Source organism: Pseudothauera hydrothermalis, assembly GCF_003345255.1.
Classification (GTDB): Bacteria; Pseudomonadota; Gammaproteobacteria; order Burkholderiales; family Rhodocyclaceae; genus Pseudothauera; species Pseudothauera hydrothermalis.
In genome coordinates this window covers 621,471-645,191 of the sequence record NZ_CP029331.1, presented here as the reverse complement: position 1 = coordinate 645,191, position 23,721 = coordinate 621,471, and the positions used below count along the sequence as shown (strand labels likewise).

General features: G+C 62.3%; 18 protein-coding genes. 16 read left to right on the top strand and 2 right to left on the bottom strand.

Features of this window, described 5'->3' with window-relative positions; translation table 11 throughout:
• Window positions 1-12 precede the first annotated feature (12 nt).
• The 5 genes from DIE29_RS03200 (at window position 13) to DIE29_RS03175 (ending at window position 10,319) form a co-directional block, all read left to right on the top strand.
• Entirely contained in the window at window positions 13-4,923 is a 4,911-nt protein-coding gene (locus tag DIE29_RS03200) for an Eco57I restriction-modification methylase domain-containing protein (protein ID WP_237269501.1), read from the top strand.
• 3 nt (window positions 4,924-4,926) lie between these two features.
• Window positions 4,927-6,870 carry a coiled-coil domain-containing protein gene (locus tag DIE29_RS03190; protein WP_114649201.1) on the top strand — a complete coding sequence of 648 codons (1,944 nt, stop codon included), beginning with the start codon at window positions 4,927-4,929 and terminating at the stop codon, window positions 6,868-6,870.
• Window positions 6,867-7,634, top strand: coding sequence for an HNH endonuclease (locus tag DIE29_RS03185; RefSeq protein ID WP_114649200.1), 768 nt, complete (start codon window positions 6,867-6,869; stop codon window positions 7,632-7,634). The genes DIE29_RS03190 and DIE29_RS03185 overlap by 4 nt, the downstream gene beginning before the upstream one ends.
• 13 nt (window positions 7,635-7,647) lie before the next feature.
• A complete protein-coding gene (locus DIE29_RS03180; protein ID WP_114649199.1) occupies window positions 7,648-9,363 on the top strand; it encodes a GmrSD restriction endonuclease domain-containing protein in 1,716 nt (571 codons plus the stop codon).
• A 413-nt stretch (window positions 9,364-9,776) separates the two neighbouring features.
• Window positions 9,777-10,319 (top strand): hypothetical protein, encoded by a 543-nt coding sequence (locus tag DIE29_RS03175; protein WP_237269500.1) that lies wholly within the window; start codon window positions 9,777-9,779, stop codon window positions 10,317-10,319.
• Window positions 10,320-10,336: 17 nt separating this feature from the next.
• On the opposite strand, the gene DIE29_RS03170 is transcribed toward DIE29_RS03175, so the two are convergent.
• Window positions 10,337-11,371, bottom strand: coding sequence for an IS630 family transposase (locus DIE29_RS03170; RefSeq protein ID WP_114649170.1), 1,035 nt, complete (start codon window positions 11,369-11,371; stop codon window positions 10,337-10,339).
• Between the two features lie 56 nt (window positions 11,372-11,427).
• On the opposite strand from DIE29_RS03170, the gene DIE29_RS03165 reads away from it, so the two are divergent.
• From DIE29_RS03165 to DIE29_RS03150, 4 genes are read left to right on the top strand one after another with little or no spacing between them, the layout of a single operon-like run.
• Window positions 11,428-12,138: a hypothetical protein gene (locus tag DIE29_RS03165; protein WP_237269499.1), complete on the top strand. Its 711-nt coding sequence runs from the start codon at window positions 11,428-11,430 to the stop codon at window positions 12,136-12,138.
• Window positions 12,135-12,749 (top strand): condensin complex protein MksE, encoded by a 615-nt coding sequence (locus DIE29_RS03160; RefSeq protein ID WP_114649198.1) that lies wholly within the window; start codon window positions 12,135-12,137, stop codon window positions 12,747-12,749. Before DIE29_RS03165 ends, DIE29_RS03160 begins: the two co-directional genes overlap by 4 nt.
• Window positions 12,749-15,502, top strand: a complete 2,754-nt coding sequence (locus DIE29_RS03155; protein ID WP_114649197.1) for a hypothetical protein — start codon at window positions 12,749-12,751, stop codon at window positions 15,500-15,502. Before DIE29_RS03160 ends, DIE29_RS03155 begins: the two co-directional genes overlap by 1 nt.
• Before the next feature lie 2 nt (window positions 15,503-15,504).
• A complete protein-coding gene (locus tag DIE29_RS03150; protein ID WP_114649196.1) occupies window positions 15,505-16,368 on the top strand; it encodes a DUF7281 domain-containing protein in 864 nt (287 codons plus the stop codon).
• On the opposite strand, the gene DIE29_RS03145 is transcribed toward DIE29_RS03150, so the two are convergent.
• A complete protein-coding gene (locus DIE29_RS03145) occupies window positions 16,354-17,064 on the bottom strand; it encodes a helix-turn-helix domain-containing protein (protein ID WP_114649195.1) in 711 nt (236 codons plus the stop codon). The two genes, DIE29_RS03150 and DIE29_RS03145, sit on opposite strands and share 15 nt — an antisense overlap.
• Between DIE29_RS03145 and DIE29_RS03140 the strand changes: the two genes are divergently transcribed.
• From DIE29_RS03140 to DIE29_RS03110, 7 genes are all read left to right on the top strand, one after another.
• Complete coding sequence (locus tag DIE29_RS03140) at window positions 17,041-18,768, top strand: AAA family ATPase (RefSeq protein WP_205409773.1); 1,728 nt, start codon at window positions 17,041-17,043, stop codon at window positions 18,766-18,768. The genes DIE29_RS03145 and DIE29_RS03140 overlap by 24 nt on opposite strands.
• Window positions 18,769-18,904: 136 nt before the next feature.
• Window positions 18,905-19,255, top strand: a complete 351-nt coding sequence (locus DIE29_RS03135) for a winged helix-turn-helix domain-containing protein (RefSeq protein WP_162860585.1) — start codon at window positions 18,905-18,907, stop codon at window positions 19,253-19,255.
• 144 nt (window positions 19,256-19,399) lie between these two features.
• Window positions 19,400-20,170, top strand: a complete 771-nt coding sequence (gene modA, locus DIE29_RS03130; protein WP_114649193.1) for a molybdate ABC transporter substrate-binding protein — start codon at window positions 19,400-19,402, stop codon at window positions 20,168-20,170.
• Window positions 20,171-20,179: 9 nt separating this feature from the next.
• The gene (locus DIE29_RS03125; protein WP_114649192.1) at window positions 20,180-20,983 is read left to right on the top strand and encodes a sulfite exporter TauE/SafE family protein; all 804 of its coding nucleotides are present in this window, start codon (window positions 20,180-20,182) and stop codon (window positions 20,981-20,983) included.
• A 12-nt stretch (window positions 20,984-20,995) separates the two neighbouring features.
• A complete protein-coding gene (gene modB, locus DIE29_RS03120; RefSeq protein ID WP_114649191.1) occupies window positions 20,996-21,673 on the top strand; it encodes a molybdate ABC transporter permease subunit in 678 nt (225 codons plus the stop codon).
• A gap of 1 nt (window position 21,674) precedes the next feature.
• A complete protein-coding gene (modC, locus tag DIE29_RS03115; protein WP_114649190.1) occupies window positions 21,675-22,742 on the top strand; it encodes a molybdenum ABC transporter ATP-binding protein in 1,068 nt (355 codons plus the stop codon).
• Between the two features lie 28 nt (window positions 22,743-22,770).
• Entirely contained in the window at window positions 22,771-23,721 is a 951-nt protein-coding gene (locus DIE29_RS03110; RefSeq protein ID WP_114649189.1) for a bile acid:sodium symporter, read from the top strand.

Sequence of the window (23,721 nt, the reverse complement as noted above, 5' to 3'; positions counted from 1 at the left end):
AGAAGAACAACCATGAAACGCATCCGCAAGACCCAGGCCACGCTGGATTTGCCCACTCTCAAGCTTGAAGGTGGCCTGTTCCTGCCCGACCAACTGGAAAAAGCCGCCCAGGGCCGCGCCAGCGCCCAGAGCGAGGCCGATTACGGCACCCCCAAGGGCGTCAAGCTCAAGGACGAATACAGCCGCGCCTTCCAGATCGCCTGCGCCCAGTGGCAGCACTTCGCCGCGCAGATGGAGCGCGCCGACGTCGATGCCGCCCAGCTCACCACCGCTTTCGTGCACGAACTGCTGCGCGATGCCTTCGGCTACGCCACCCTGCAAGCCACTTCGGCACAGTCGGTGGGGGAACTGCGCTACCCCGTCAGCCTGACGAACGGCAGCCTGCCCGTACTCGTTGCCCCGTATTCCCTGGGGCTGGACGAGGCCGACGCGCACTTTGCCGTGCAGGGCGGCGGCAGTCGCAGGAAGGCCCCCTTCCAGGCCATGCAGGAGCTGCTCAACGCCAGCCCCGATCACCTCTGGGGCATCGTCAGCAACGGTAGGCAACTGCGCCTGTTGCGCGACGCCGCCAGCCTCACCCGCCCCAGCTTTCTCGAAGTCGATCTGGCCGACCTGCTGGGCGGCCAGCGCTACGCCGAATTCGCCAACGTCTGGCGCCTGCTGCATGCCAGTCGTGCGCCCGGCCACCGCGTACAAGGAGCTGAAACCTGCATATGGGAACAATGGCGCAGCGAAGGCCAGCAAGAAGGCACCCGCGTACGCGATGGCCTGCGCGATGGCGTCGAGCAGGCGCTGCTGACCTTCGGTCAGGGCTTCCTGCAACACCCCGACAACCACGCCCTGCGCACCGCCCTGCATGACGGCACACTCAGCAAGGACGCCTTTTTCCAACAACTGCTGCGCCTGGTCTACCGGCTCATCTTCGTCTTCACCGTGGAAGAGCGCGGTGTGCTGCACCCGCGAGACGATAGCACCGAAGCACAAGCCGCCCGCCGCGCCTATGCCGAAGGCTATGCCCTGAGCCGCCTGCGCGAGCTGTGCCTCAAACGCCGTGCCCGCAGCCGGCACGATGACCAGTGGCAGGCCATCCGCATCGTCTTCCGTGGCCTGGCACAAGGCGAGCCGCGTCTGGCCTTGCCCGCCCTGGGCGGCCTGTTCGCTCCCGCGCAATGCCCCGATCTGGATGCCGCCAGCCTGGACAACGCCCACCTGCTGGCCGCCCTGCAGCACCTGCGCTGGGCCAAGCCGGCCGGCGCGCAAAGCCTGGTGCCGGTGGACTATCGCAACATGGGCCCGGAAGAGCTGGGCAGTGTTTACGAAAGCCTGCTGGAACTGGTACCCGCCATCGACCTGCCCGCCCGCACCTTCGGCTTCGTCGGCCGCACCGAGGAAGGCAGCACCGCCGGCAACGCCCGCAAGCTCACCGGCAGCTACTACACCCCCGACAGCCTGGTGCAGGAGCTGATCAGGAGCGCGCTTGACCCCGTCATCGAACAGCGTCTGTCCGCTAACCCGGCCAACCCCACCGAGGCGCTGCTGTCCATCCGCGTCATCGACCCGGCCTGCGGCAGCGGCCACTTCCTGCTCGCCGCCGCCCGCCGTCTGGCCGAAAAACTGGCCCAGTTGCGCAGCCTGGAAGGTGGGCAGGAGGGCGCCATCCGGCCGCAAGACTACCGCCGCGCGCTGCGTGAAGCGGTGGCCCACTGCATCTACGGGGTGGACCGCAACCCCATGGCCATCGAACTGGCGCGCATGGCGCTGTGGCTGGAAGGTTACGAGGAAGGCCGCCCGCTGGGCTTTCTTGACCATCACCTGCAAGTGGGCGACGCCCTGCTGGGTCTGACCGACCTGAACGTGCTCGAGCAAGGTATCGCCAAGGATGCCTTCAAGCCCTTGAGCGGCGACGACAAGGACGTCTGCAAGGTACTGGCCAAGGCCAACGCCGCCGGTCTCAAGCAGATCGCCAAGGACCTGCAAGGCAAGCAGATGCTGCTGGGTGTGGACAACCGCAGCGGCCTCGATGCCCTGCGCGCCATCGAAACCCTGCCCGCCGACACCCCCGAGCAGGTGGCCGCCAAGGAACAGGCCTGGCGCCGCTTTCTGGAAGACTCCGCCCACAGCCCGCTGGCCCACGCCGCCGATGCGCTGGTGGGCGCCTACCTGCTGCCCAAGACGGAGGACACGGCAGAAACTGTGCCCACCAGCATCACCCTGCATGCGCTGCTGACCGACCCGCAACGCGCCCAGACCGAGCACGCCGCGCCCATCGCCGCCGCACGCGCGGCCTGCGAACAGGCCCGCGTGTTCCACTGGCCGCTGGCCTTCCCGCAGGTGTTTGCGCAGGGCGGCTTCGACTGTGTGCTGGGCAATCCGCCGTGGGAGCGCATCAAGCTGCAAGAAGAAGAATTCTTCGCCACCCGCCACCGCGACGTGGCGCAGGCCCGCAACAAGGCCGAACGCGCCCAGCGCATCCAGTGGCTCAGCGAGGGCATGCTGGCGCGCCACCTGTACCCCGACCTGGCCCATGAGGTGCATGAAGACGAGGCCGAAAAGCGTCTCTACCGCGAATTCGTCACCGCCCGCCGCACGGCGGAAGCAGCCAGCGTGTTTGCCCATGTGAAAGGCGCCGACGGCGGACGCTACCCGCTGACCGGCGTGGGCGACGTGAACACCTACGCGCTGTTTGCCGAAACCATTCTGCAAATCCATGCCGACAGTGGCCGCGCCGGCTTCATCGTGCCGACCGGCATTGCTACCGACGACAGCACCAAGGCGTACTTCGGCCACATCACCCAGAACCGGCGGCTGGTCAGCCTGTACGACATCGAGAACCGCGAAAAGCTGTTCCCCGCCGTCGATAGCCGCATGAAGTTCTGCCTGCTTACCCTGGGCTCAGCGGACCAGGCCCAATTCATCTGCTTCGCCACTCAGGTCAGCCAACTGGCCGACCCGCGCCGTCGCTTCACCCTCACGCCCGAGGAATTCCGCCTTATCAACCCGAACACGCTCACCTGCCCGGTGTTCCGCAGCGAACGCGACGCTGAGCTGACCAAGAAGCTCTACCGCGCCGCCCCGGTCCTGATGCGCGATGCCGTGATCGCAGGCGAGGGCAAGCAGGCCAAGGTGGTGGAACCCGCGCAAAACCCGTGGGGCATTTCGTTCATGACCATGTTCCACATGTCGAACGACAGCCACCTTTTCAAGGACGATGCATCCACTGATCGACTGCCACTGTACGAAGCCAAGCTCATCCACCAGTTCGACCACCGCTGGGCCACCTATACCGCAGACGGCAACAGTCGCGATGTCACGCCGGCGGAAAAGGCCGACCCGGCTTTCACCGTCACCCCGCGCTACTGGGTGCAAGCCCGCGAAGTCTGGCTACGCGTCGCCCGTCTGCCCGATGGCTTGCTGAAGGCTCTCAAGGACGGCAACGCCCAGGCCGCCGTGCTGTGTGTCACCCAGTTGCTGTTCGGGCGCTACCTGGCCGAACAGCGTCGCACCCATCCGCGCATGGGCCTCTACCCTGCCTGGAAAGCCTTTGTCGCCCGGCATCCCTATGCCCGCGCCATCGCCCCCACATCACTGGGCTTCGTCGGAGATACCCCCCCATGTCTGCAACCGCAGAATGAGGACTACCTGCCCGCCGAAAGCGAAGCCAGGGTGCAGCCCTACACGCCCGGCGCCCGCAACGCCACCGCTTGGTACGCCACCGACCCCGACGCCGAGCACGCCGTACTGGCGCTCGCCGCCGACTACGGCCATCTGCCGGCGCCGGAAGCCCCGCTGGCGGACGAACCTGCTGTACTCACCCTGGCTGAACGGTGGCTGCAGGCCGCCTGCCCACAGTGGTTGATGGGTTGGCGAGATATTTGCCGTGCGACCGATGAACGGACGGTGATTGCGTCGGCGGTGCCGAGGGTGGGAGTCAATCACAAAACTCCACTCTGGTTCGCCAAGTCATCACCATCTGTTGGGCATTCAGCGGCACTACTGGGCAACTTTAATTCACTGGTCTTGGATTACGTCGCTCGCCAAAAAATTGGGGGAACATCGCTCACCTACTTTTACTTGAAGCAGCTCCCCATCCTGCCCTCAGACTGCTACACCGAAGCCGAACTCGCCTTCATCGTCCCACGTGTACTGGAGCTGACCTACACCGCCCACGACCTCTCTGGCTGGGCACAAGACTTGGGCTACGACGGCGAACCCTTCACCTTCGATCCCGACCGCCGTGCCACCCTGCGCGCCGAACTCGATGCCTACTACGCCAGACTCTACGGCCTCACCGAGGAAGAACTGCGCTACATCCTCGACCCTACCGACGTAATGGGCGAAGACTACCCCAGCGAAACCTTCCGCGTGCTCAAGAACAAGGAGCTGAAGGAGTTCGGCGAATACCGCACGCAAAGGCTGGTGCTGGAGGCTTGGGGGCGCTTGGAACAAGCGTCACCGGCCATCATTCCGCAAGCCCAACCCGCTCGCCCGAGCACACCATTCCGTACCTATGCAGCGGGCTACACACCTGCTACCGAAGCTGAAGACTGGCTCGCGGGATTAGTCTGCGACATTCTCCTTCAGGCAGGTACTTGTGATGATGTTCGCCTGCGCCAGATTCTGCTGGCAGACCTGCCGGAGCATATTCCGCACAGGGAGCTTCTGAGCGAGTGGCTGCAGCCGGTCAAGAACGAGCGGTGGTCACATATCTGTGCCTGGCTGCGCAGCCTGTTGGGGGTGCCGACCACAGAACCTCTGTCTATCCGTGATGCGAAAGGTCTGGCACAGGTGCTGGGCGACATCCGTACAGCATCGCTTGCCAGCGCCTTGATTGACGCAAGGCAACAACAGGAGTTGGCGTTGGAGCAGGCATTGGCCGCACCAGAAACGCCCATGCAAACGGAAGGTCTGCAAAAAAGGGGATAAGGGATGAACGCTGTCGGTATGCCAGTACCATTTTCTACAAAGCCTCGCCTATGGGTAGAGACGTTGTGGCTACTGGAGTCACTGACAGCGGATGAGCCCTTGCGCGAAATAACGCTGCACCGCGGCCTCAACCTGATCGTATCGCCACCAGGGAAAGGCAGCTCCGGGCATGGCGTGGGAAAAACCGCTTTTTGCCAATTACTTCGGTTTGCACTGGACGACCCCCTCTGGTCCGAGGGGTCAGCCTTGCGCGATGAACTGCTGCAAAGCGAGGATTTGAAGGAGGGGGCTGTTGCCGCCCGTGTGCATATTGGCGGGGAAGTATGGACAGTCTTGAAGCCGTGGCGACACCAGAAGATGTACCGCGCTTCCCGTCATGCGGATTGGCGGCAGCTGGCCGCAGGTAACGCTGAGAACGAATACCACGCTTACCAGAATGCACTGCGACAGCATTTTGTCGAAACCTTGCCGGTTCAGGAGTTGCCTGGCTCCGGGCAGCCTATTGAATGGCACCACATTCTGGCTTGGTGCTCCCGTGACCAGAACGCCCGATACCAGCATTACTTCCAATGGCGTGCGGAAGGTGTCCGGTTCAGTTTGCCGGCGAAGTCGCCATTGGCTCTCATACAGATCGTATTAGGTATGCTGCACGACGCCACGACGCTGCGTGATCTGGATAGCGCAGCAAAAGCGGTAGAAACCCATAAGGCGAGACTGGATCAGCTGCGAGAGGAACCTACGCGTTTGCTGAACCATGTGCGCCGGCAATTGGCCAACCGCCTTGAAGCGCCAATCAATACACCCTTCCGGCAGGAAGGATTGATCGAGCACCCCAACCTGATTGGTATCGCCAGGCAACGCCACGAAGCCTATCGACAGGAATTGCTAACAATTGAGGAAGAGCGAAAAGCGCTTGCACACGAGCGCATGCACTTGCTGGAAAAGCTTGCGCCGCTGAAATCCAAGTTGGGTGTCATTGTCAATGAAATCGCTCAGATGGAAGCGTTGATTGCTGGCGATATCGAGCGGTTAGAGGCGTTGCAAAACGAAGCAGCATCACTGCAAAAGAATCTCTCCAAGCATTGCGATGCAGGAAATCGCCTGCTCGGGGAGTGTGATTATGTCATTCGGCGGATCGAACTGGTTCAAATCGACCGAAAGCAACGCACCTTGAGTTATCAGCAAACCAAAGAATCCCTTGAGCGCGACCTGATTCCGCTGCGCCGCCGCCGGGATGGGCTGATTGACGAGATGGCGCCGCTGGATAAAGCACTTGCTGCTATTGATGGAAGAAGTGCTGATATGGACCAAAGGCACGCCCAAGCACTGGCGGCTGATCAGCTTCTCACGGAGGCTATCGAGGGCTACGAATATTATGAAAGCCTCGCCTCAGGAAAGTCACAATCAACCGAAATGGATGCGGTACAACGCAAGCTGGATGAACATCGGCGTCGTTGCAATCAGTTGAAGCTACAGCTCGAACAACAGCGCCAGATGGTAGCGGGGCGCCGCCAGGCAATCAGCGATACCATGATGGCTGTTGCCAGATCACTGCCTTCCTTCACGTGGGGCGTTTTCAACGATCAAGAAGAACACCGCAATCACCCCTTCCGAATGGGGCCGAGACACTCGACCACCTACAAAGTTCTGGAGATTCTCGCAGGTGATGTGACCTGCTTGCTCGATAGCACTCTGGAGCAAAGCTTCCATCCCGGGTTTCTATTGCACGATTCTCCCCGCGAAGCGGAGATGAGCGAAGACATACTCTGGGCATTGCTCGAACATGTCGCAAAAAAAGGTGGAGACTCGTTGCAATACATCGTCACCACTTCAACTGAACCACCTGAATCACTCCAGATTTATGAGCGGCACAGGCTCTCAACAGAGGGCGTGGACGGACTTCTTTTCCGTAAGCGCTTGGGTGCCGAACAGGCAACGATGGCATGAACCCCCTGCAACGCACTCTCATCGAGAAAGCCGGCCACGACAATGGCTTCGAGCACGTGCTATCGCCGGCTGGCGATGCGGTGACACTGGCTTCGGCCCGTCATCGCAGTCAGGCAGTGGTGACAGCATTGGCCGAAGGCTTTGAAGTGCGCTTTCAGCCGGCCACGCCCGCGCTGTTGCCGGAGTTGCTGCGCAGCTTCCAGCCCTGGTCCGCCGCTGGTGATGTGTTTTGTGCTCCTACCCTGGCTAATCTGGCCGCCCTGCTGCGCCGTGCAGCCAGCCTGTCACAGGCCTTGCCGAACCAGGCGGTAAGCGACTACCACGCTGCCGTGGCGCAAGCGGTGGAAGCGATGCCTGCCGAAGCCCGGGGCACGGAAGTCGAACGCCTGGTGCGTCAGCGTGTGGGACAGGCGCGTTACCGCGATGCCTTGCTCACCTATTGGGGTGGCGCCTGTGCGGTAACCGGCATCAATGTGCCCGAGGTGCTGCGTGCCAGCCATGCCAAGCCCTGGGCCGAATGCGCCGATGATGCCGAGCGGCTGGATGCCTTCAATGGCTTTTTGCTGGTGGCCAATCTGGATGCGTTGTTTGATCGCTTTCTGATCAGCTTCGACGATACCGGGCACTTGCTGACCAGCGCCCGCCTGTCCGCAGGCGATCTGCAGGGGCTTGGCATTCAGCCGGGCATGAGGCTGCGCTGGCTGGCCCGCGAGCACCTGCACTATCTGCAGTGGCACCGCGAGCGCTTCCTGCTCGCATCCTGATCGAGGGAATAACATGGCCAAGGCCGAAGCGAGCGTTGAGGAACTGGTTTCCATGATCGAGCGCGGCGAGCTGCGCTTGCCGGAAATGCAGCGCCAGTATGTGTGGCGTTCTACACGGGTGCGCGATTTGTTGGATTCGCTGTATCGCGGCTATCCATCGGGCGCCATCCTGCTTTGGGAAACGGATGAAGCCGTGCCGCTGCAAGATTTCGCGGTCAGCCAGAGCACGAACCCCTACCAGAGCACGCGGCTTCTGCTGGATGGTCAGCAGCGTCTGACATCGCTCTCTGCCGTCATTCGAGGCGAGCCGGTGTCGGTGCGCGGCCGTCGTCGGCCCATTGACCTGTTGTTCAACCTGGAGCATCCCGACCAGTTGGCGGTCGTGACCGAAGTGGAAGAGAACGGCGGCGACGAGGACGATGTTGAAGACGATGGCGAACTGATTGGCGACGAGATGGACTCGACCGAGGACGAACTGCTCAAGCGCTTCAACAAGATGACCTTCGTGGTGGCAACTCGAAAGTTGGAGCAGTTGCCGCAATGGGTGAAAGTGTCGGACGTGTTCAAGACCGACAACGATGCGCCGTTCCTCAAGCGTGCCGGCGTCAGTGGTTTTGACGATCCGCGTTACGAGAAGTACAGCCAGCGCCTGGCCCGGCTGCGAGGCATCCGCAAGTACGTTTACCGGATGGATGTACTGGAGCGCACGCTTTCATATGACGAGGTCACGGAAATCTTCGTTCGCGTGAATTCATTGGGCGCCAAGCTGCGCAGTTCCGACCTGGCGCTGGCGCAGATCACCGCCAAGTGGCGGCACTCGCTGCAGACGTTCCAGGATTTCCAGCAGGCCTGTGCAAAAACGGGCTTTGACCTGGATCTCGGCTTGCACTTGAAGAACCTGATGGCGTTTGCCACCGGTCAATCGCGGTTCCAGATCGTCGCCAGCCTTAGTGTGGAGAAGCTGCAGAAGGCATGGCAAGAAGCCTGCGAGGGAATGGAATTCGCGCTCAACTTCGCCCGGAGCAACCTGGGCATCGATAGCCCGGCGCTGCTGTCGTCGCCCTTCCTGTTGGTGGTGCTGGCGTATTTCGGACACAGCCGCAACTATGCGTTGAGCAACAACGAGGCGCACCAGTTGCGCTACTGGGCCTTGGCCGCAAATGCCAAAGGCCGTTTCTCCCGGGGTTCCAGTGAGACCATTCTGGATCAGGATTTGGCGACCATCCGCAATGGCGGCGGCGTCAATGAACTGATCGACCGGTTGCGTCTGCAGTTCGGCCGCCTTGACATCACGCCGGAAGAGCTGGAGGGGCGCAACCAGCGCAGTGCGCTGTTCAAGACCATGTTCCTGGCGTTTCGTGCGGCAGGCGCCAAGGATTGGCGCAGCCACTTGGCTATTGCCCTGGATCACTCCGGCAGTCAGCACCGCTTGCAGTTTCATCACATTTTCCCCAAGGCATTGCTGCGCGGCAGCTACACCCCTCGCGAGGCCGACGACATCGCCAACCTGGCTTTCATCGGCGGCAAAACCAATCGTGCGATCAGCGACAAAGCGCCTGTGGCCTACCTGTTGCCGCTGGTGGCGCAGCACGGTGCGGCACCATTCGCAGCACAGTGCATCCCGGTGGAGGAGGAACTGTTGGTACTGGATCAGTACAAGGCGTTCTTGCAAGAGCGCCGCAAACGCATCGCGGCGGCATTGAATGCTTTCATCCATGCGGTCGCTTGAGCTGTCAGCGCCACCTTGTTGCCACGCTGTGACCCACATGTCGCCACAATGCTGCCGCCATGTTCAACACAATGTTGCCACGCTGTTCACCACATTGACGCCACTTTGTGCACACAGTGTTGCCACCATGCCTGACACATTCCGGGTGGGACGCAGGCCGAGAGTCGCTTGTCCCCGGCGCGATGAGCATATTCTTTGTGCTGGCTCGCGAGAGCACAAAGAATGTGGCCGCTGGGCTCGATTTCGCCAGAAATCGGGCGCGGCGGCGTGGGGACAACGAATGGTCGATGCGTCCAGCCTGCACCTTATGAAACCCCGCTGCGGCCATGCGCCGGGTTGCCGCCCTGTGCGGCTGGCGGGTGAGAGCATGCCGCACAGGGCATGCCTGCTCGGTGGTGGGAGACTGAACTGACATGGCCAACCCTCGCTCGCTGGTCTACGCGCTTTACACCCATTGGGACACCGTGGAGCTTTTGGTGCGGCTGTCGCGCGAGTTTGCCGTGCTGACCAGCGATCAGGTGTTGAACGGCATTGCCAAGGTATCCGGGCAACGGGATGCCGAAACGCAGGGCGCGGTGCTGCGTGCCCTGGTCAATGCGGACATCCTGCAAACCTTGCCGCGCAGCAGCGATCTGCAGCTCAATGCCTATGTGCTGGAGTTCGTGCGCGGGCTCACCCGTGAACATGAGCTGGGCCTGGCTGCCGTACTGCAGGCGCGTGTTGCGGCCATCCGTGAAGCCACCGAAGCACTCAATGAAGGGATGCTCGGGGCCGACATGGATCGCGTGCGCGGAGCCGCCAACAAGCTGGCAGAACTCTTCCGCCAGATCAGCCTGCAGCTCGATCAGGACCGGCACGCGCTCTTTGAACTGGCGGAAAACGCTAAAAGCGCCGACAGCAGCATGCCGATCAGCCAGCGCTACCGCGAGGTGCTGGAAGCCTACGATCATTACTAACTTTTCAATAAGTAGTGTCAGCCCAGGATATAGCGGCACTCTGGCTGCCTAAAAAATGACTTCACGAGTTCGGGGAGCTTCTGGATGCTACGCAAAGCACGGAGTGCGAGTCGCTTCATCTCCTCGGCGCTCTCGACCAACTGGCTCGAAACCTTCCGCTTCACATGAGCCCAGACTGTTTCGTCCGGGTTCAGCTGCGGCGAGTAAGGCGGCAAATAGAACAACTTGAGCTTGCCGTCCAAGCTCTCGATGTAGCTCTTGACCATCTTTGCCTTGTGAATCGGATGACCATCGACGATCAGAAAGACCGGTTTCTCGGCATTGAGCATCAAGCGCTTGAGGAACTCGACGAACACTTTCGCACCGACCGAGCCCTCATGCAGCATGAACCGAAATTCGCCCTGCGTGCCGACGGCCGAGATCATGTTCAGCGAGAAGCGCCGACCCGTCGCCTGCACCACCGGCGTCCGGCCTTGTGGCGCCCAAGTCGTGCCGGTGTGGTAGTCCGAGCGGATGCCCGACTCGTCGCCAAAGTAGATCGTTGCTCCGAGCCGCTTGGCTTCAGCGCGAATCGCGGGGTAGGTCTCCGTCTCCCAAGTGCGCACCAGGACGGGGTCTTGCTGCCACGCCTGGTAGAGCGGCTTCTGGGCGCTGAAACCCAGGATCTTCATCAGGCGGTGAACCGAGGAGACCGACAGCTCTTTCTTGAATTGGCGTTTGATCAAGTGACGAATCAGAGACAGCGTCCACAAGCCGAACTCGAACTTGAACTGCTGCGGGTTGTGGTCACGAACCGCATTGGCAATCCACGAAAGCTCCTCGGCGCTGAGTTTGCTCGGGCGTCCCGGAATCGGCTTGGCGAGCAATGCGTTCTGTCCGCCATTGGCAAAATCGGCGAGCCACCGGAAAACGCTGCGCTCATTCACGCCATACGCCGCCGCGACGCTTTGCACCGTCTGCCCGTCACGTACCGCTTTGACGGCCTGCTGCCGCATGACCTGCAAGGTGTGATGATCGAGAGCTCGGCCGTCGGAAAGTCGTTTGCATTTCATAGGCCATATTATCGCTCACATGACACTACTTATGGGAAACTCAGTATGTGGAGCCGATGAACCAGATGATGGACAGCGGCTCGCAGGGCACCTTCTATCGCTATCTGGAAGAAGCGGAGCGTGCGCTCGACTTGAGCCTAGAGCAATTGTCGGTACAGGGTGCGCTCTACTCGCATCGCCTGCAGTTACGTCAGGTGGCGCACCAGGCCAAGGAGCTGCGGCGCTTTGGCCGGCTGGTGGCGCAACAGTGCGCCGATACACTGCTGCCCCTGCGCGAAGAGCTGCGTCAGCACAACGCACTGACCAGTGCCATCAGCTTGCTGTTGGGGCAGGTGCGCAAACGCGGCCTGCGTCGCGCACTGTCGCGCCCGGCGGATGAGACCGCACTCCCCGTCTGGCGCAATGAGCGCGGTTTCAAATTGCAATTGGGCGATGAGGTACGGGCGGTCATGGCTGCCGCGCACCAATACCAGCCGCAAGCGGTGGCCTTTCCGAAGGATGAGCCCGGCGATGACACTCCCTTGCTGGAGCAGGTGGACGAAGCCGCTATTCGTGCGCATCTGGCCCGCAGCCTGCCAGTGGAAAATCTGCTCGATTGGCTACACCGCCATTACGCCCACCTGCAGGATGCCACCCTGCTGCGCCTGTTCCATGACCTGCAACATGAGCCCTGCTGGCAGTTCGAGGCAGCCAGCCAGCCTGAAAAAACCACGCTGCAGACGATTCGCGTCCTGCATCACCCTCACCGCGTGAGTATCCCGCAATGACGATCCCACACGCTCTGGCAGCCACCCTGTCGCAAATGCCGGCATTGGCCGAGCTGTTCCGCTTGTTTCTCTCCGGCAAACACCTGAATCGAATGGCCGAGCCCGCGCTGTGGGCGGAGCTGGAACAGCACGAGGCCAGCTATGTCGGCTTGTTTGCCGCGCTGGGGTTCGAACTGCGCCTGGATGCCAGGGGCTTTGCCTGGTTTCACAACAGTGACGCCAACAGCAACATCGGCAAGATCAGCCGCCAGCTGGCCTTGCTGTTCATGGTGATCTTCGATGCCCAGGCCAACGCCGGCAAGGCCCTGCAGCGCTTTACCGATTGGCTGATCGACAGCGCCTGGCTGGCCGAGGTCTACAAGCAACAGCAAGACCTGCTGGATGCCGAGGGCCTCAACCTCGACGCCCTGGTGGAGCTGATGGGCCGCGCCTGCAACCTCGGCTTTGCCGTGGCAGAGCCGGCGGGCTGGCGACTGCTGCCCGCTGTATGCCGTTACCTCGATCATTTCGAAAGCCTGGCGTTGACGGCCAAGACCGATGGCGACGAAGAGAGCACGCCTGCAGCGGAAGACTGGACTGCGGATGCACCAGACGACGAGGAGAACACCTGATGCAGTACGGCTTCCAACGTCTGGTCCTGCTGGGGAGTGCCGGCTACTCGCGCGCCGAGCTGCCGCTCGATGGTGCGGTCTCTCTGGTGGCGCCCAACAATACCGGCAAGACCAGCCTGATCAATGCCCTGCAGTTTCTGCTGATCATCGACCGCCGCCGCATGGATTTCGGCGCGCACGACGTAGACAAGAGCCGGCGCTTCTATTTCCCCAACAACAGCGCGTATGTGCTGCTGGAGGTGTCGCTGCCGGAGTCCGGCACCGTAGTGCTGGGCTGCGTGGGCAAAGGGGTAAGCTTCGAGTACGAGTATTTCGCCTATGCCGGGCCGCTGAAGGTCGAGGAGTTCTGCCTGCCGGATGGCACCTTGGTGGCACAACCGCAACTGGCCAGCCATCTGGCGAGCTTTGGGCGCCGGGTGTTCAGCTACAGCAGCAGCGAATTTGCCGACATGGTGTATGGCGGGCGCAGCCGCAAGCTCGCCAGTCAGCAGGACTTCTGCGTTTTCCGGCTGGAGCATGCCAGCGATGCCAGCGTTTTTCAGCGGGTGCTGACCCGCACACTGCGCTTGGACAAACTGCGCTCCAGCGAGGTAAAGGACTATCTGCTGCAGATTTTCCGCCGCGATCTGCCGGATGCCAGCATCGACTTCAAGGCCGAATGGGACAAAGCGTTTGCCGACCTCAACGCCGAACGCAGTCAGTACCTGGCCGCCGTGCGGCTGCAAGCCACTCTGAGCGAACTGGAACAGAAGCAGGAGGCCCGCTTGGTGTTGCGCGGCAAATTGCTGTGCTGGCGCCCCTTGATCGACGCGGCACTGGGTCAGTGGCAACAGCATTACGAGACCCGCCAGCAAACCTTACAGCATGAGTTGGCGCAGTGCGAAGTCGAGCTAACCCGCCTGCGCGAACAGGATATGCAGTCGGCTGGCGAGAAAAAAGAAAGCGAGTTGGAACAAAAGCAGCTCCGCCAACAAAGCGAACAGTTGCGCGCGTTGCAGCAGCGTTTTGCTTTGATCCCTGAGCGCGCCCTGTTGGAGGCGCGCCGCCGCGAGCTGCAAGAACAACGGGATGCGCTGGTGGTACGGATCGGCCAGGCCCAGAGCCGCACGCCTGCGGCCATCGAGCGCGAGCTGGCCCGGATCGAACGGGAATCCGAGCAGCTGGCGCAGGAGTTGCGCACCCAGGGGCAGAACCTGTATCAGCAACTGGCCAGTGTCGTGTCTGCGGAACAGCTCAACGCGCTGAACAAGGTGCTGGCCAAGTCGGTACTGACCCTGGGCAGCGAGGATTTCCGCCTTGATGGCAAGGCCCTGCTTGCGGCCTTGGTCGATGCGAATGCCGGACAATTCAATTTGCCTGGCTTGCAATTGCGGCTGGAAGCCCTGCCGGCACAGTATCAGCAACGGACCCTGGCGGAACTGAGCGAATTGCAGCAGGAGTTGCAGCAACAGCAGGCTCAGCTGCAAGAGCAATTGGCCACCGCACTGGCTCTGGAAAACGTCAAACAGCAACGCCAAGCGCTGGAGCAGCAACTAGCCGAACTGGATGCCGAATTGCGGGACTACGCGCACATGCAGGACTTGCGGCAAAGCGAGGCCGAGCGCGAGGAGCGGCTGCAGACACTGGCGCAAAAGCTCGCCGACCTCGGCGCCAGTCTGGCGCAGTCGGCAGAGCGGCACCGCGCATTGGATCAGCAGCGGCAGCAGCGGCAACAGGATTTGGCGGCCTTGCAGCAGCAACACCGGCAGATCGAGCAACGCCGTCATCAGCGCATCGACCACGAAGGCCCCTTTGCCTGGCTGGCCGAGTTGCCACACCACCCCTGGCTGGCCCAGCCCGAGTTTGCGCCGGAACAACTGGCCGAACGGCTGCAGACTTATCTGACTGACTGCCGCCAGTTGCTGGAGCTGGATGAGCAGATTCGCCATCTGCTGGGTGAAATCCATAGCGGCGGATTGACCAAGTATCAGTTTGTCGGCGAACCGGAAAACGAGATTGTTCGTCTCGTTGAATTCGCCCATCACCTGCCGCAGGAAGCCGAAGCCCTGGAAAAGAAAGTGCGCTCGGCGGTGGTGAATGTGGCCGCCTGCCTGCGCGAACTGCGCGACGGTCTGTTTGCTTTCAAGCGCCGGATGCGCGAGTTCAACCGCAAGATCAGCGGTCGGCAACTTTCCGATCTGGCAGTGTTCAAGATCGAACCCGAAGACGAAACCATTCTGGTCGAAGCCATCGAACTGCTGATCAGTACCGCCGCCACTGTGGACAGCGGCGAAACCTTCGAGCTGTTCAACCAGCAGAGCGTCCTTGACGACGAGCAGCTCAATCGCGCCAAGACCCTGCTGATCGAAGAGGGCAATGCCCGCCACGGCCTGCGCGTGGCCGACCTGTTTCGCCTGCGCTTCTGGGTCGGCAAGGCAGACCGCGAGCCGGAAGCCTTCGATGACCTCGACAGTGCCGCCTCCAATGGCACCGTGCTGATGGCCAAACTGGTGACGGGGCTGGCGATGCTGCATCTGATGCAGGATCAGCGTCGCCCCATCCAGGGCATCTGCTACCTGGACGAGGCACTGGCCCTGGACGCCCGCAATCAGCGCAGCCTGATCGACACGGCGGCGGAGTTCGGCTTCTCGCTGATTTTTGCCTCACCCGCGCCGCTGACGACCGTGCGCTACTGCGTGCCGATTCACACGCGCAACGGCAGCAACCAGATCAGCCGTCATAGCTGGCAGATCATCGAACCGCTGGACGCCTGAGCATGGATCGAACCCTGCGCGCAGCCTTGCTCAAACTGCATGGCCAACAAACCCTGCCGGCCAGCCATTTCACCGCCGCTCAGCGCAGCGCTCTGGATCGCTTTGCCCGGCAGACAGGAGCGGTAATCTGCCAGCGTCAGGGGCGCGGTGATGTTTACCGTGTTGGCGATCCGCGACTATTCGATATCCATCTGAGCGCACTCTCCCCCCAGGTCGGGATGCTGACCACGGAAGACCTGCCGCTGCGGGCGCAACACATCGCCCACGCGCGCGACAGCAAAGCGCGCAACCATCAGCATGAGTGCTACTACCCCTTGCTCAAGGCCGTTGGCGAAAAGGTTCTCTGGCGGCAAGGCGAACACGGGAGCGAACTGCCACTCAGCCAGCTCACGCACCACTTCGGGGCTGCCAGCCTGCGCATTGAAACTGGCGACACCTGGCAAAGCGGGCAGCCGCTCTGGCTGGTGGAGAACCAGGCGCTGTTTGACCGCACGGATTGGCTGCCAGTAGGAACGCAAGCCACCCTGCTGTACTACGGCGGACAGCTTGATGGCCGGCTTCTCGCCTGGCTGAGGCAGCGCCCGCGTGCAAGCCGTGTCGTACTGTTCCCGGACTATGACGGCGTGGGGCTGGCCAATTTCGCGCGACTCTTTGCACAGCTTGGCGACACTTGCGAATGCTGGCTGATGCCCGACTGGCAAAGCAAACTGGCACGCTATGGTAGCCAGCGGCTGTGGCAGGATACGTTTCGGGAGTTCACCAGTGCTGTTCCGCAGTTGCCTGATTATCTGGGTCCGTTAACCGAACAGATGCGCCAATCCGGACGGGCGCTCGAACAAGAAGCGGTCTGGCTATCTGTTCTGTAGGTGCCCTTTGAGTAAGCTCGCAATGTCACCTGGGGCCAGGCCAGCCTCTAGGGACCGCCTCAGCGCCTGCTCCAGTTGTCGCCAGCCCTGCGCTGAAGAGACATTACTGCCTAATGTTTCGGTCAGACGGAACATCAGCCCTTCCAGCAGTTCTTCGTCACCCACGTCCGCTGCGGCCTGCTCCGCCAGCGCCAAGAGGACGTTGTGTGCTGATGCCAACGAGTCGATTGGCACCCCGGCCAATGCTGCAGGGGTGCTGATGACACGATCCACCCTGACGACCGTCGCCAGATCAAGGGCCTGATCGACGCCCGGTTCGATCTCCATGCGGATCAGCACATCGCCAGCCAACAGAAAGCGGGTCTTGATAAGCCCCGGCTGCTCATCCTGAAACAACCACACCGGCTGCTTGTCGGCCAGCAGCTTGCCTAGCACGAGCTTGCTGTCATCCAGTGCCCCACGATCCTGCCACTGGTGCAACACGTCGGTACGCAGGCGCCCGCCTTCCACACCGAGGTGGTGCAACAGGCCGACTAGTCGTTTGGCGGAGATCACCTGTTCCTTGCCACGCAGCCAGACCGAGAGGTTGGCGGTGCGGATACCGGTGGCTTCGGCGATCCGCCCCTGCGTTTCCCCGCGCAGTCGTATCAAGGCGGCGGCAAAGGCTGGCAATTGTTCGTTGGCAAGGGTTGGCATGTCGGGCTCTGTGAATTCACTGTAAATCACTATAAAACTTATTGGCTGACAAGACGAGAGTGCGGAGTTTGGCGATTCGCGCAAACTGCTGTTATAGTAATTTATAGTTCGGCTATTTGGGAGGCCATCATGCGTAAGCCAAAGCAAGCCCGTCCGTTGCGCCTGCGGGAATACGAAGCAGCCATTGCTGCGCTCAAGGAGCAGCATCCCTGGCTTGTCCGGCAGATCGTCGAACCTGCGCCAGGGCATCTGACCGTGGTGGCACATCTGTTTGCCCAGGTGGAATGCCTGCTGCCGCCCACAGTGCTCGCATGCAAGGGCTCACTGTCGGTGAGTTGCAACCGGGATCGCCTGGTCATTCATTACCAGCCGCCGCGACGCCACAGCGAACGTGCAGCAGCAGTGTTCGATCTGATTGCCCAGACCAAGCACCTTTCGCTGCAAAAATGCCCCGTTTGCGGTGTACAGGTTGTCGGGGACGGCATCCGTCCGCAACGCTGTCCGCAACACGACGGCATCCAAGGATTGTTTGCCGAAGAAGTGCGCCGCAGCCGCCAGCTCATCGTCGAACAGGGGGTACAGCAGGTGGTGCACGATCTGGGTAGGGTGACGACTGAAGATGTACGCGCCACCATGGCGGTTCAGGATGAGCCCGTCCCGAGTGAAGCCAAACCGGAGCAGGTTCAGGAGCAGCCGACAGAAACCGCTAAATCAATGCCCTTGCCGAGCATCGTCTTTCTCGATGAAGCCGGGCTGGAGACGTTCGTGGATCGCCACCGACCGAAAGGCGACGACAAGTTCAAGCGCGCACAGGCGATGGCGGAGCGGATCAAGCGAGCGGGCCATGGTAGCCGCCAACTGGGCCTGCTGCCCCCGGACTGGAAAGCCCTTCTGGATGAGTTCGCGCAGGCCTTTCCAAACTTCCATGAACTGGCCGAGCTGATGCGTGATCACTTCGCCTTGTCCAGTCTGGGCGATGGCCGGGTGTCCTGGCCTGCCGTGTTGCTGGTCGGCCCGGCGGGCATCGGCAAAACCGAGGCGGCACGCTGGCTTGCCGATCAGCTCGTGCTACCGTTCCGGGTCTTCGACATAGCGAGTACGCAATCAAGTTCGCCGCTCGCCGGTTCCGAATCATTTTGGAGCAATTCCGAGCCAGGCCAGCTCTTTGAGCTGTTGGCCTACCAGCCACTGGCCAACCCGGTGGTGGTACTCGATGAACTGGACAAGGCCAGTAACGGCAGACCGCAATACGATCCGCTGGCAGCACTCTATACCTTGCTGGAACCGCGCAGTGCGCGGGGTTTCATCGACCTGTCGATCCGCGACTTTGCCATCGACGCCAGTCATGTCAATTGGATGGCGACCGCGAATGAGCTGGAGGCGATTCCGGGGCCGCTACGCTCACGGTTGACGGTGTTGCACATTCAACCGCCCAGGCCGGAGCAGGTCAGAAGCATTGCGCAGTCGATTTACAACCGCCTCCGGGACGAGGCGAGCTGGGGCAGTGCCTTTGCCGAGCGACTGGATGATGACGTCCTATTCCGTCTGCAAGCCTTGCCGCCGCGCAGTGTGCGTCTGGTTCTGCAGCGGGCCTTGGGCGCGGCGGTTCGTGATGGCAGGAGGGTTGTCCAAGTGCGAGACATCAGGCCACTAATTGCGTTCAATCGTCGAGGCGTAGGATTTACTGGAGATGGTTGGGATTGAGCTAGGCAGGAAGATTTGTGCCATTAATCGTGCAACGTGGCGACTCAACATTCAAATGCTGCTATTTGTGCTAGCTAAAATGCTTGCACGGTGAGATGTTGTTTTTTCACACCGTTTGAACAAAATGACAAAAAAGATGAACCAACCGTGCGCCGTCCTGGTGCGGCCGCGCGTCTACATCGGCGACGGGATCGCCATCGGTCCCGGCAAGATCGACCTGCTGCGGGCAGTCGGCCAGACCCGCTCGATTGCGGCGGCGGCCCGTTCTCTCGGCTTGCCCTACAAGCGCGCCTGGCTGCTGATCGACTCCCTGAACGAAGGGTTTGGCCGCCCCGTTGTTGAAACGGCGACAGGGGGCAAAGGCGGTGGCGGCGCGTCCCTGACAACGCTCGGACAGCAACTCATCGAGCGTTATGACGCCCTGGAAGCCAGTCTCAACGCCAGCGCAGGCAAGGAACTGCAAGCCCTGCACGATCTGGCGAACTGATCCATTCTTGATTTCGGTTATGGCTTGGCATGGATGCTGCTGTATGCTTATCGTTATATCGTTTTTGACCTAACGATGTAGCGAACCCGACAAATGCCGTTCAGTGGGTTCTTGTGCCATGACTCGATGAGAAGGAACCTGCCCATGAAACTCCTGCGCTCCTTGCTGCTCGCCTGCTCGCTGCTGTTTGCAACCACCGCCTACGCCGAGAAAGTCACCGTCGCAGCGGCGGCTGATCTGAAGTTCGCGATGGATGAAATCGTCGCCACCTTCAAGAAGGCCCACCCTACCGACGAGGTGGAAGTCATCTATGGCTCCTCGGGCAAGTTCCACACGCAGATTCAGCAGGGTGCGCCCTATGACCTGTATTTCTCGGCCGACATCGCCTTCCCGCGCGAGCTGGTGAAAGCGGGCTTCGCGGCCTCCGAGGTCAAGCCCTATGCCTTCGGCCGCATCGTGCTGTGGAGCGCGGGTATGGATGCCAGCAAGATGACGCTGGCGAGCCTGACCGATCCCAAGATCGCCCGCATCGCCATCGCCAACCCCAAGCACGCGCCTTACGGCAAGCGCGCTGAGGAAGCCTTGCGTGCCTCCGGCCTGTGGGAAAAGGTCGAGCCGAAGCTGGTCTATGGCGAGAACATCGCCCACACGGCCCAGTTCGTGCAGACCGGCAATGCCCAAGTCGGCATCATTGCCCTGGCCTTGGCCGTCAATCCTGAGCTGGCCAGGCGCGGCGGCTACTGGCTGATCCCCGACAAGCTGCACGAGCCGCTGGAACAAGGCTTCGTCATCACCAAGCGGGCCGAGGGCAACGCCCTGGCCCGCCGCTTCGCCGACTACATGAGCAGCCAGCCTGCGCGGGCGGTGATGACCAAGTACGGCTTCGTCCTGCCGGGCGAAGCCGCCGGCAGGTAGGGCACGGCCATGAGCGCATCCGTCCGCAACGGCCAAGGCTTCGTCGCTGGTTCGCTGATCGGCACCCTGGGCGGCTTGATCGGCCTCGGCGGGGCCGAATTCCGCCTGCCGGTGCTGGTCGGCGTGTTCCGTCTCGGCACCTTGGAGGCCGTCATCCTCAACAAGGCGATGAGCCTGGTCGTGGTCGCCGCCGCGCTGCTGTTCCGGGGCGGCACGATTGCGCCGGACACGCTGGCCGATCACCTCGACGTGGTGCTGAACCTGCTCGCGGGCAGTCTCGTCGGGGCCTGGTGGGCAGCAGGCCATGCCATCACCCTGTCGCGCCAGTGGCTCAACCGCATCATCCTGGTTCTGCTGGTCGCCTTGTCCCTGGTCATGCTCTCGGAAGCCTGGGCCGGTGTGCATGAGGGCAGCACGCCGCTGTTCGAGGCCGGACCGCTGCGCTTTGTGGCCGGACTGATCGCTGGCCTGGGCATCGGCATGGTCGCCGCCCTGCTGGGCGTGGCCGGTGGCGAGCTGCTGATTCCGGCCATCGTGCTGCTCTACGGTCTGGACATCAAGCTCGCGGGCAGTCTGTCGCTGATGGTCAGCCTGCCGACCATGATTGTCGGCTTCGCCCGCTACACCCGCGCCTACGCCTTCCAGGTGCTGCGCGAGGAAAGGCCGCTGATGGGCTGGATGACGGGCGGCTCTATCCTTGGCGCGGCCATTGGCGGCCTGCTGCTCGGCCTGGTGCCGACCGGCGCGCTGATGGGGCTGCTCGGCATCGTCCTGCTGGTCTCGGCCATCAAGACCTTTCAGCACGCGCATTGAGCGGGAGGGAACATGCTGAGCGATAGCGATCTGCAAGCCCTCTGGCTGACCGTGCGCCTGGCGGGCATCGTCACCCTGATCCTGCTGCTGGTCGGCACGCCCATCGCCTGGTGGCTGGCCCGCACCAAGGCGTGGTGGAAAGGCCCCATCGGTGCGGTAGTGGCCTTGCCCCTGGTGCTGCCGCCTTCGGTACTGGGCTTTTACCTCTTGCTGGCGATGGGGCCGAACGGCCCGGTGGGCCAACTCACCCAGGCGCTGGGACTCGGCCCGCTGCCCTTCACCTTCTGGGGGCTGGTCATCGCCTCGGTGTTCTACTCCCTGCCGTTCATGGTTCAACCCCTGCAAACGGCCTTCGAGGCGGTGGGCGACCGGCCGCTGGAGGTGGCCGCCACCCTGCGCGCGTCACCCGTGGATGCCTTCTTCACCGTGGCGGTGCCGCTGGCCGCACCAGGCTTCCTGACGGCCTCGATCCTGACCTTCGCCCACACGGTCGGCGAGTTTGGCGTGGTGCTGATGATCGGCGGCAACCTGCCGGGCGTCACAAGGGTCGCCTCGGTGCAGATTTACGACCACGTAGAAGCGTTGGAATACATGCAGGCGCACCGCCTGGCGGCGGTGATGCTGATCTTCTCCTTCCTCGTGCTGCTGGCTCTGTACGCCTGGCGGCCCAATCCGAAGAAGGGAGGCTGAGATGGCGGGCATCGATGCATGTTTCCGACTCGACTGGCCGGGCTTCTCCCTCGCCGTGGATCTCAGCCTGCCCGGCCGGGGTGTGACCGCCCTGTTCGGGCATTCCGGTTCCGGCAAGACCACGCTGCTGCGGTGCATTGCCGGTCTGGAACGCGCACCGCAAGGGCGGCTCACCGTCGCTGGTCAAGTGTGGCAGGACACCGGGCGCTGGGTGCCAACCCACCAGCGGCCCATCGGCTACGTGTTCCAGGAGGCCAGCCTGTTCGCGCATCTGACGGTGATGGGCAACCTGCGCTACGGCATGAAGCGCAACGGCGAGGCGCAGCGCGTGAGCCTCGATCACGCCATCGAGCTGCTGGGCATCGGGCATCTGCTCGACCGCAAGCCGGATCGCCTCTCCGGCGGCGAACGCCAGCGGGTAGGCATTGCCCGTGCCTTGGCGGTCAGTCCGCGCCTGTTGCTGATGGATGAGCCGCTGGCCGCGCTCGACTTGAAGCGCAAACAGGAAATCCTGCCCTACCTGGAGCGCCTTCACGACGAACTGGACATTCCGGTGCTCTACGTCAGCCACTCGCCCGATGAAGTCGCTAGGCTGGCCGACCATCTGGTGGCGATGGAGGGCGGCCGGGTGCTGGCCAGCGGACCGCTGGCCGAGACGCTGGCCCGCCTCGACTTGCCGATCCGGCTCGGCGAGGATGCCGGGGCAATCCTCGACGGTACGGTGGGCGAAGTGGACGGCAACTGGCACCTGGCGCGCGTCGATTTCGACGGCGGCAGTCTGTGGGCGCGTGACCATGGTCTGACGGTTGGCCGCCGCGTTCGAGTCCGCGTGCTGGCTCGCGATGTCAGCCTGGCCATCGAGCCTGGACAGGGAAGCATTCAGAATGTGTTGCGCGGCGTGGTGGACGCGATGGGCGGTGATGACCATCCTGGTCTCGCGTTGGTGCGGGTCAGAGTGGGTGAGGCGGTGCTGCTGGCACGCCTGACCAAGCGGGCCATGAGCACGCTGGGCGTGGGCGTTGGCATGCCGATCTGGGTGCAGGTCAAATCGGTGGCGCTGATGGAATGAACGCAGGTCTTGATTCGGAAAGGTGGACGTGGATCGCCTGATACTCAAACGGCAGCAGGTATGGATTTATCTGACCGCCATCCTGGCCGGTCTGCTTGTGGGCAGCCTGTGGCCGAGCACGCACGCAGTGTTCGAAACACTGCTGTGGCCCACTCTGGCACTCCTGCTGTTCGCCACCTTTGTGCAGGTGCCGCTGCTGCATGTGCGCGAGGCCTTCGCGGATCGTCGTTTCGTGACGGCCGTGCTGGCCGGGAACTTCGTCATCCTGCCGTTGCTGGTCTGGGGCATGGTGCAGTATCTGCCCTCCGAACCGGTGCTGCGGCTGGGCGTGCTGCTGGTTCTGCTGGTGCCCTGCACGGACTGGTTCATCACGTTCAGCCAGCTCGCGGGCGGCAACGTACCGCGCGCCATCGCGGTGACGCCCATCAACCTGCTGTTGCAGTTGCTCCTGTTGCCGCTGTACCTGTGGGGGATGATGGGCGATGATTTCTCGACGGTGGTGCGTCCTGAACAGGTGTGGCCGGCCTTGCTGGTCGTCCTGCTGCCGCTCCTTGCTGCGGTGTCAGCGGAGCGCTGGATCGAAGCCCGCAGCCATCGGTCCAGGGTACGGGAGCACCTCGTCTGGTGGCCCGTGCCCTTGCTGGCCACGGTGGTGTTCCTGATCGCTGCCGCGCAGGTGGGCACCGTTCGGCAGGCGCTGGGCTTGCTGCCGGTGATCGTGCCGCTGTTCGTGGTGTTTCTGGTGCTCGCTGCCATGCTCGCCAGGGTCCTGGCCTGGTGGCTGGAGCTGCCCGTCGATCAAGGCCGCACCCTGGCGTTCAGCCTGGGCACGCGCAATTCCTTCGTGGTGCTGCCCTTTGCCCTGTCGCTGCCCGCCGGATGGGAAGTGGCGGCGGTGGTGATCGTGGTGCAGTCGCTGGTCGAACTCTTCGGCATGGTGGCCTACCTGTGGTGGGTGCCCCGCAGCCTCTTCAAGTAA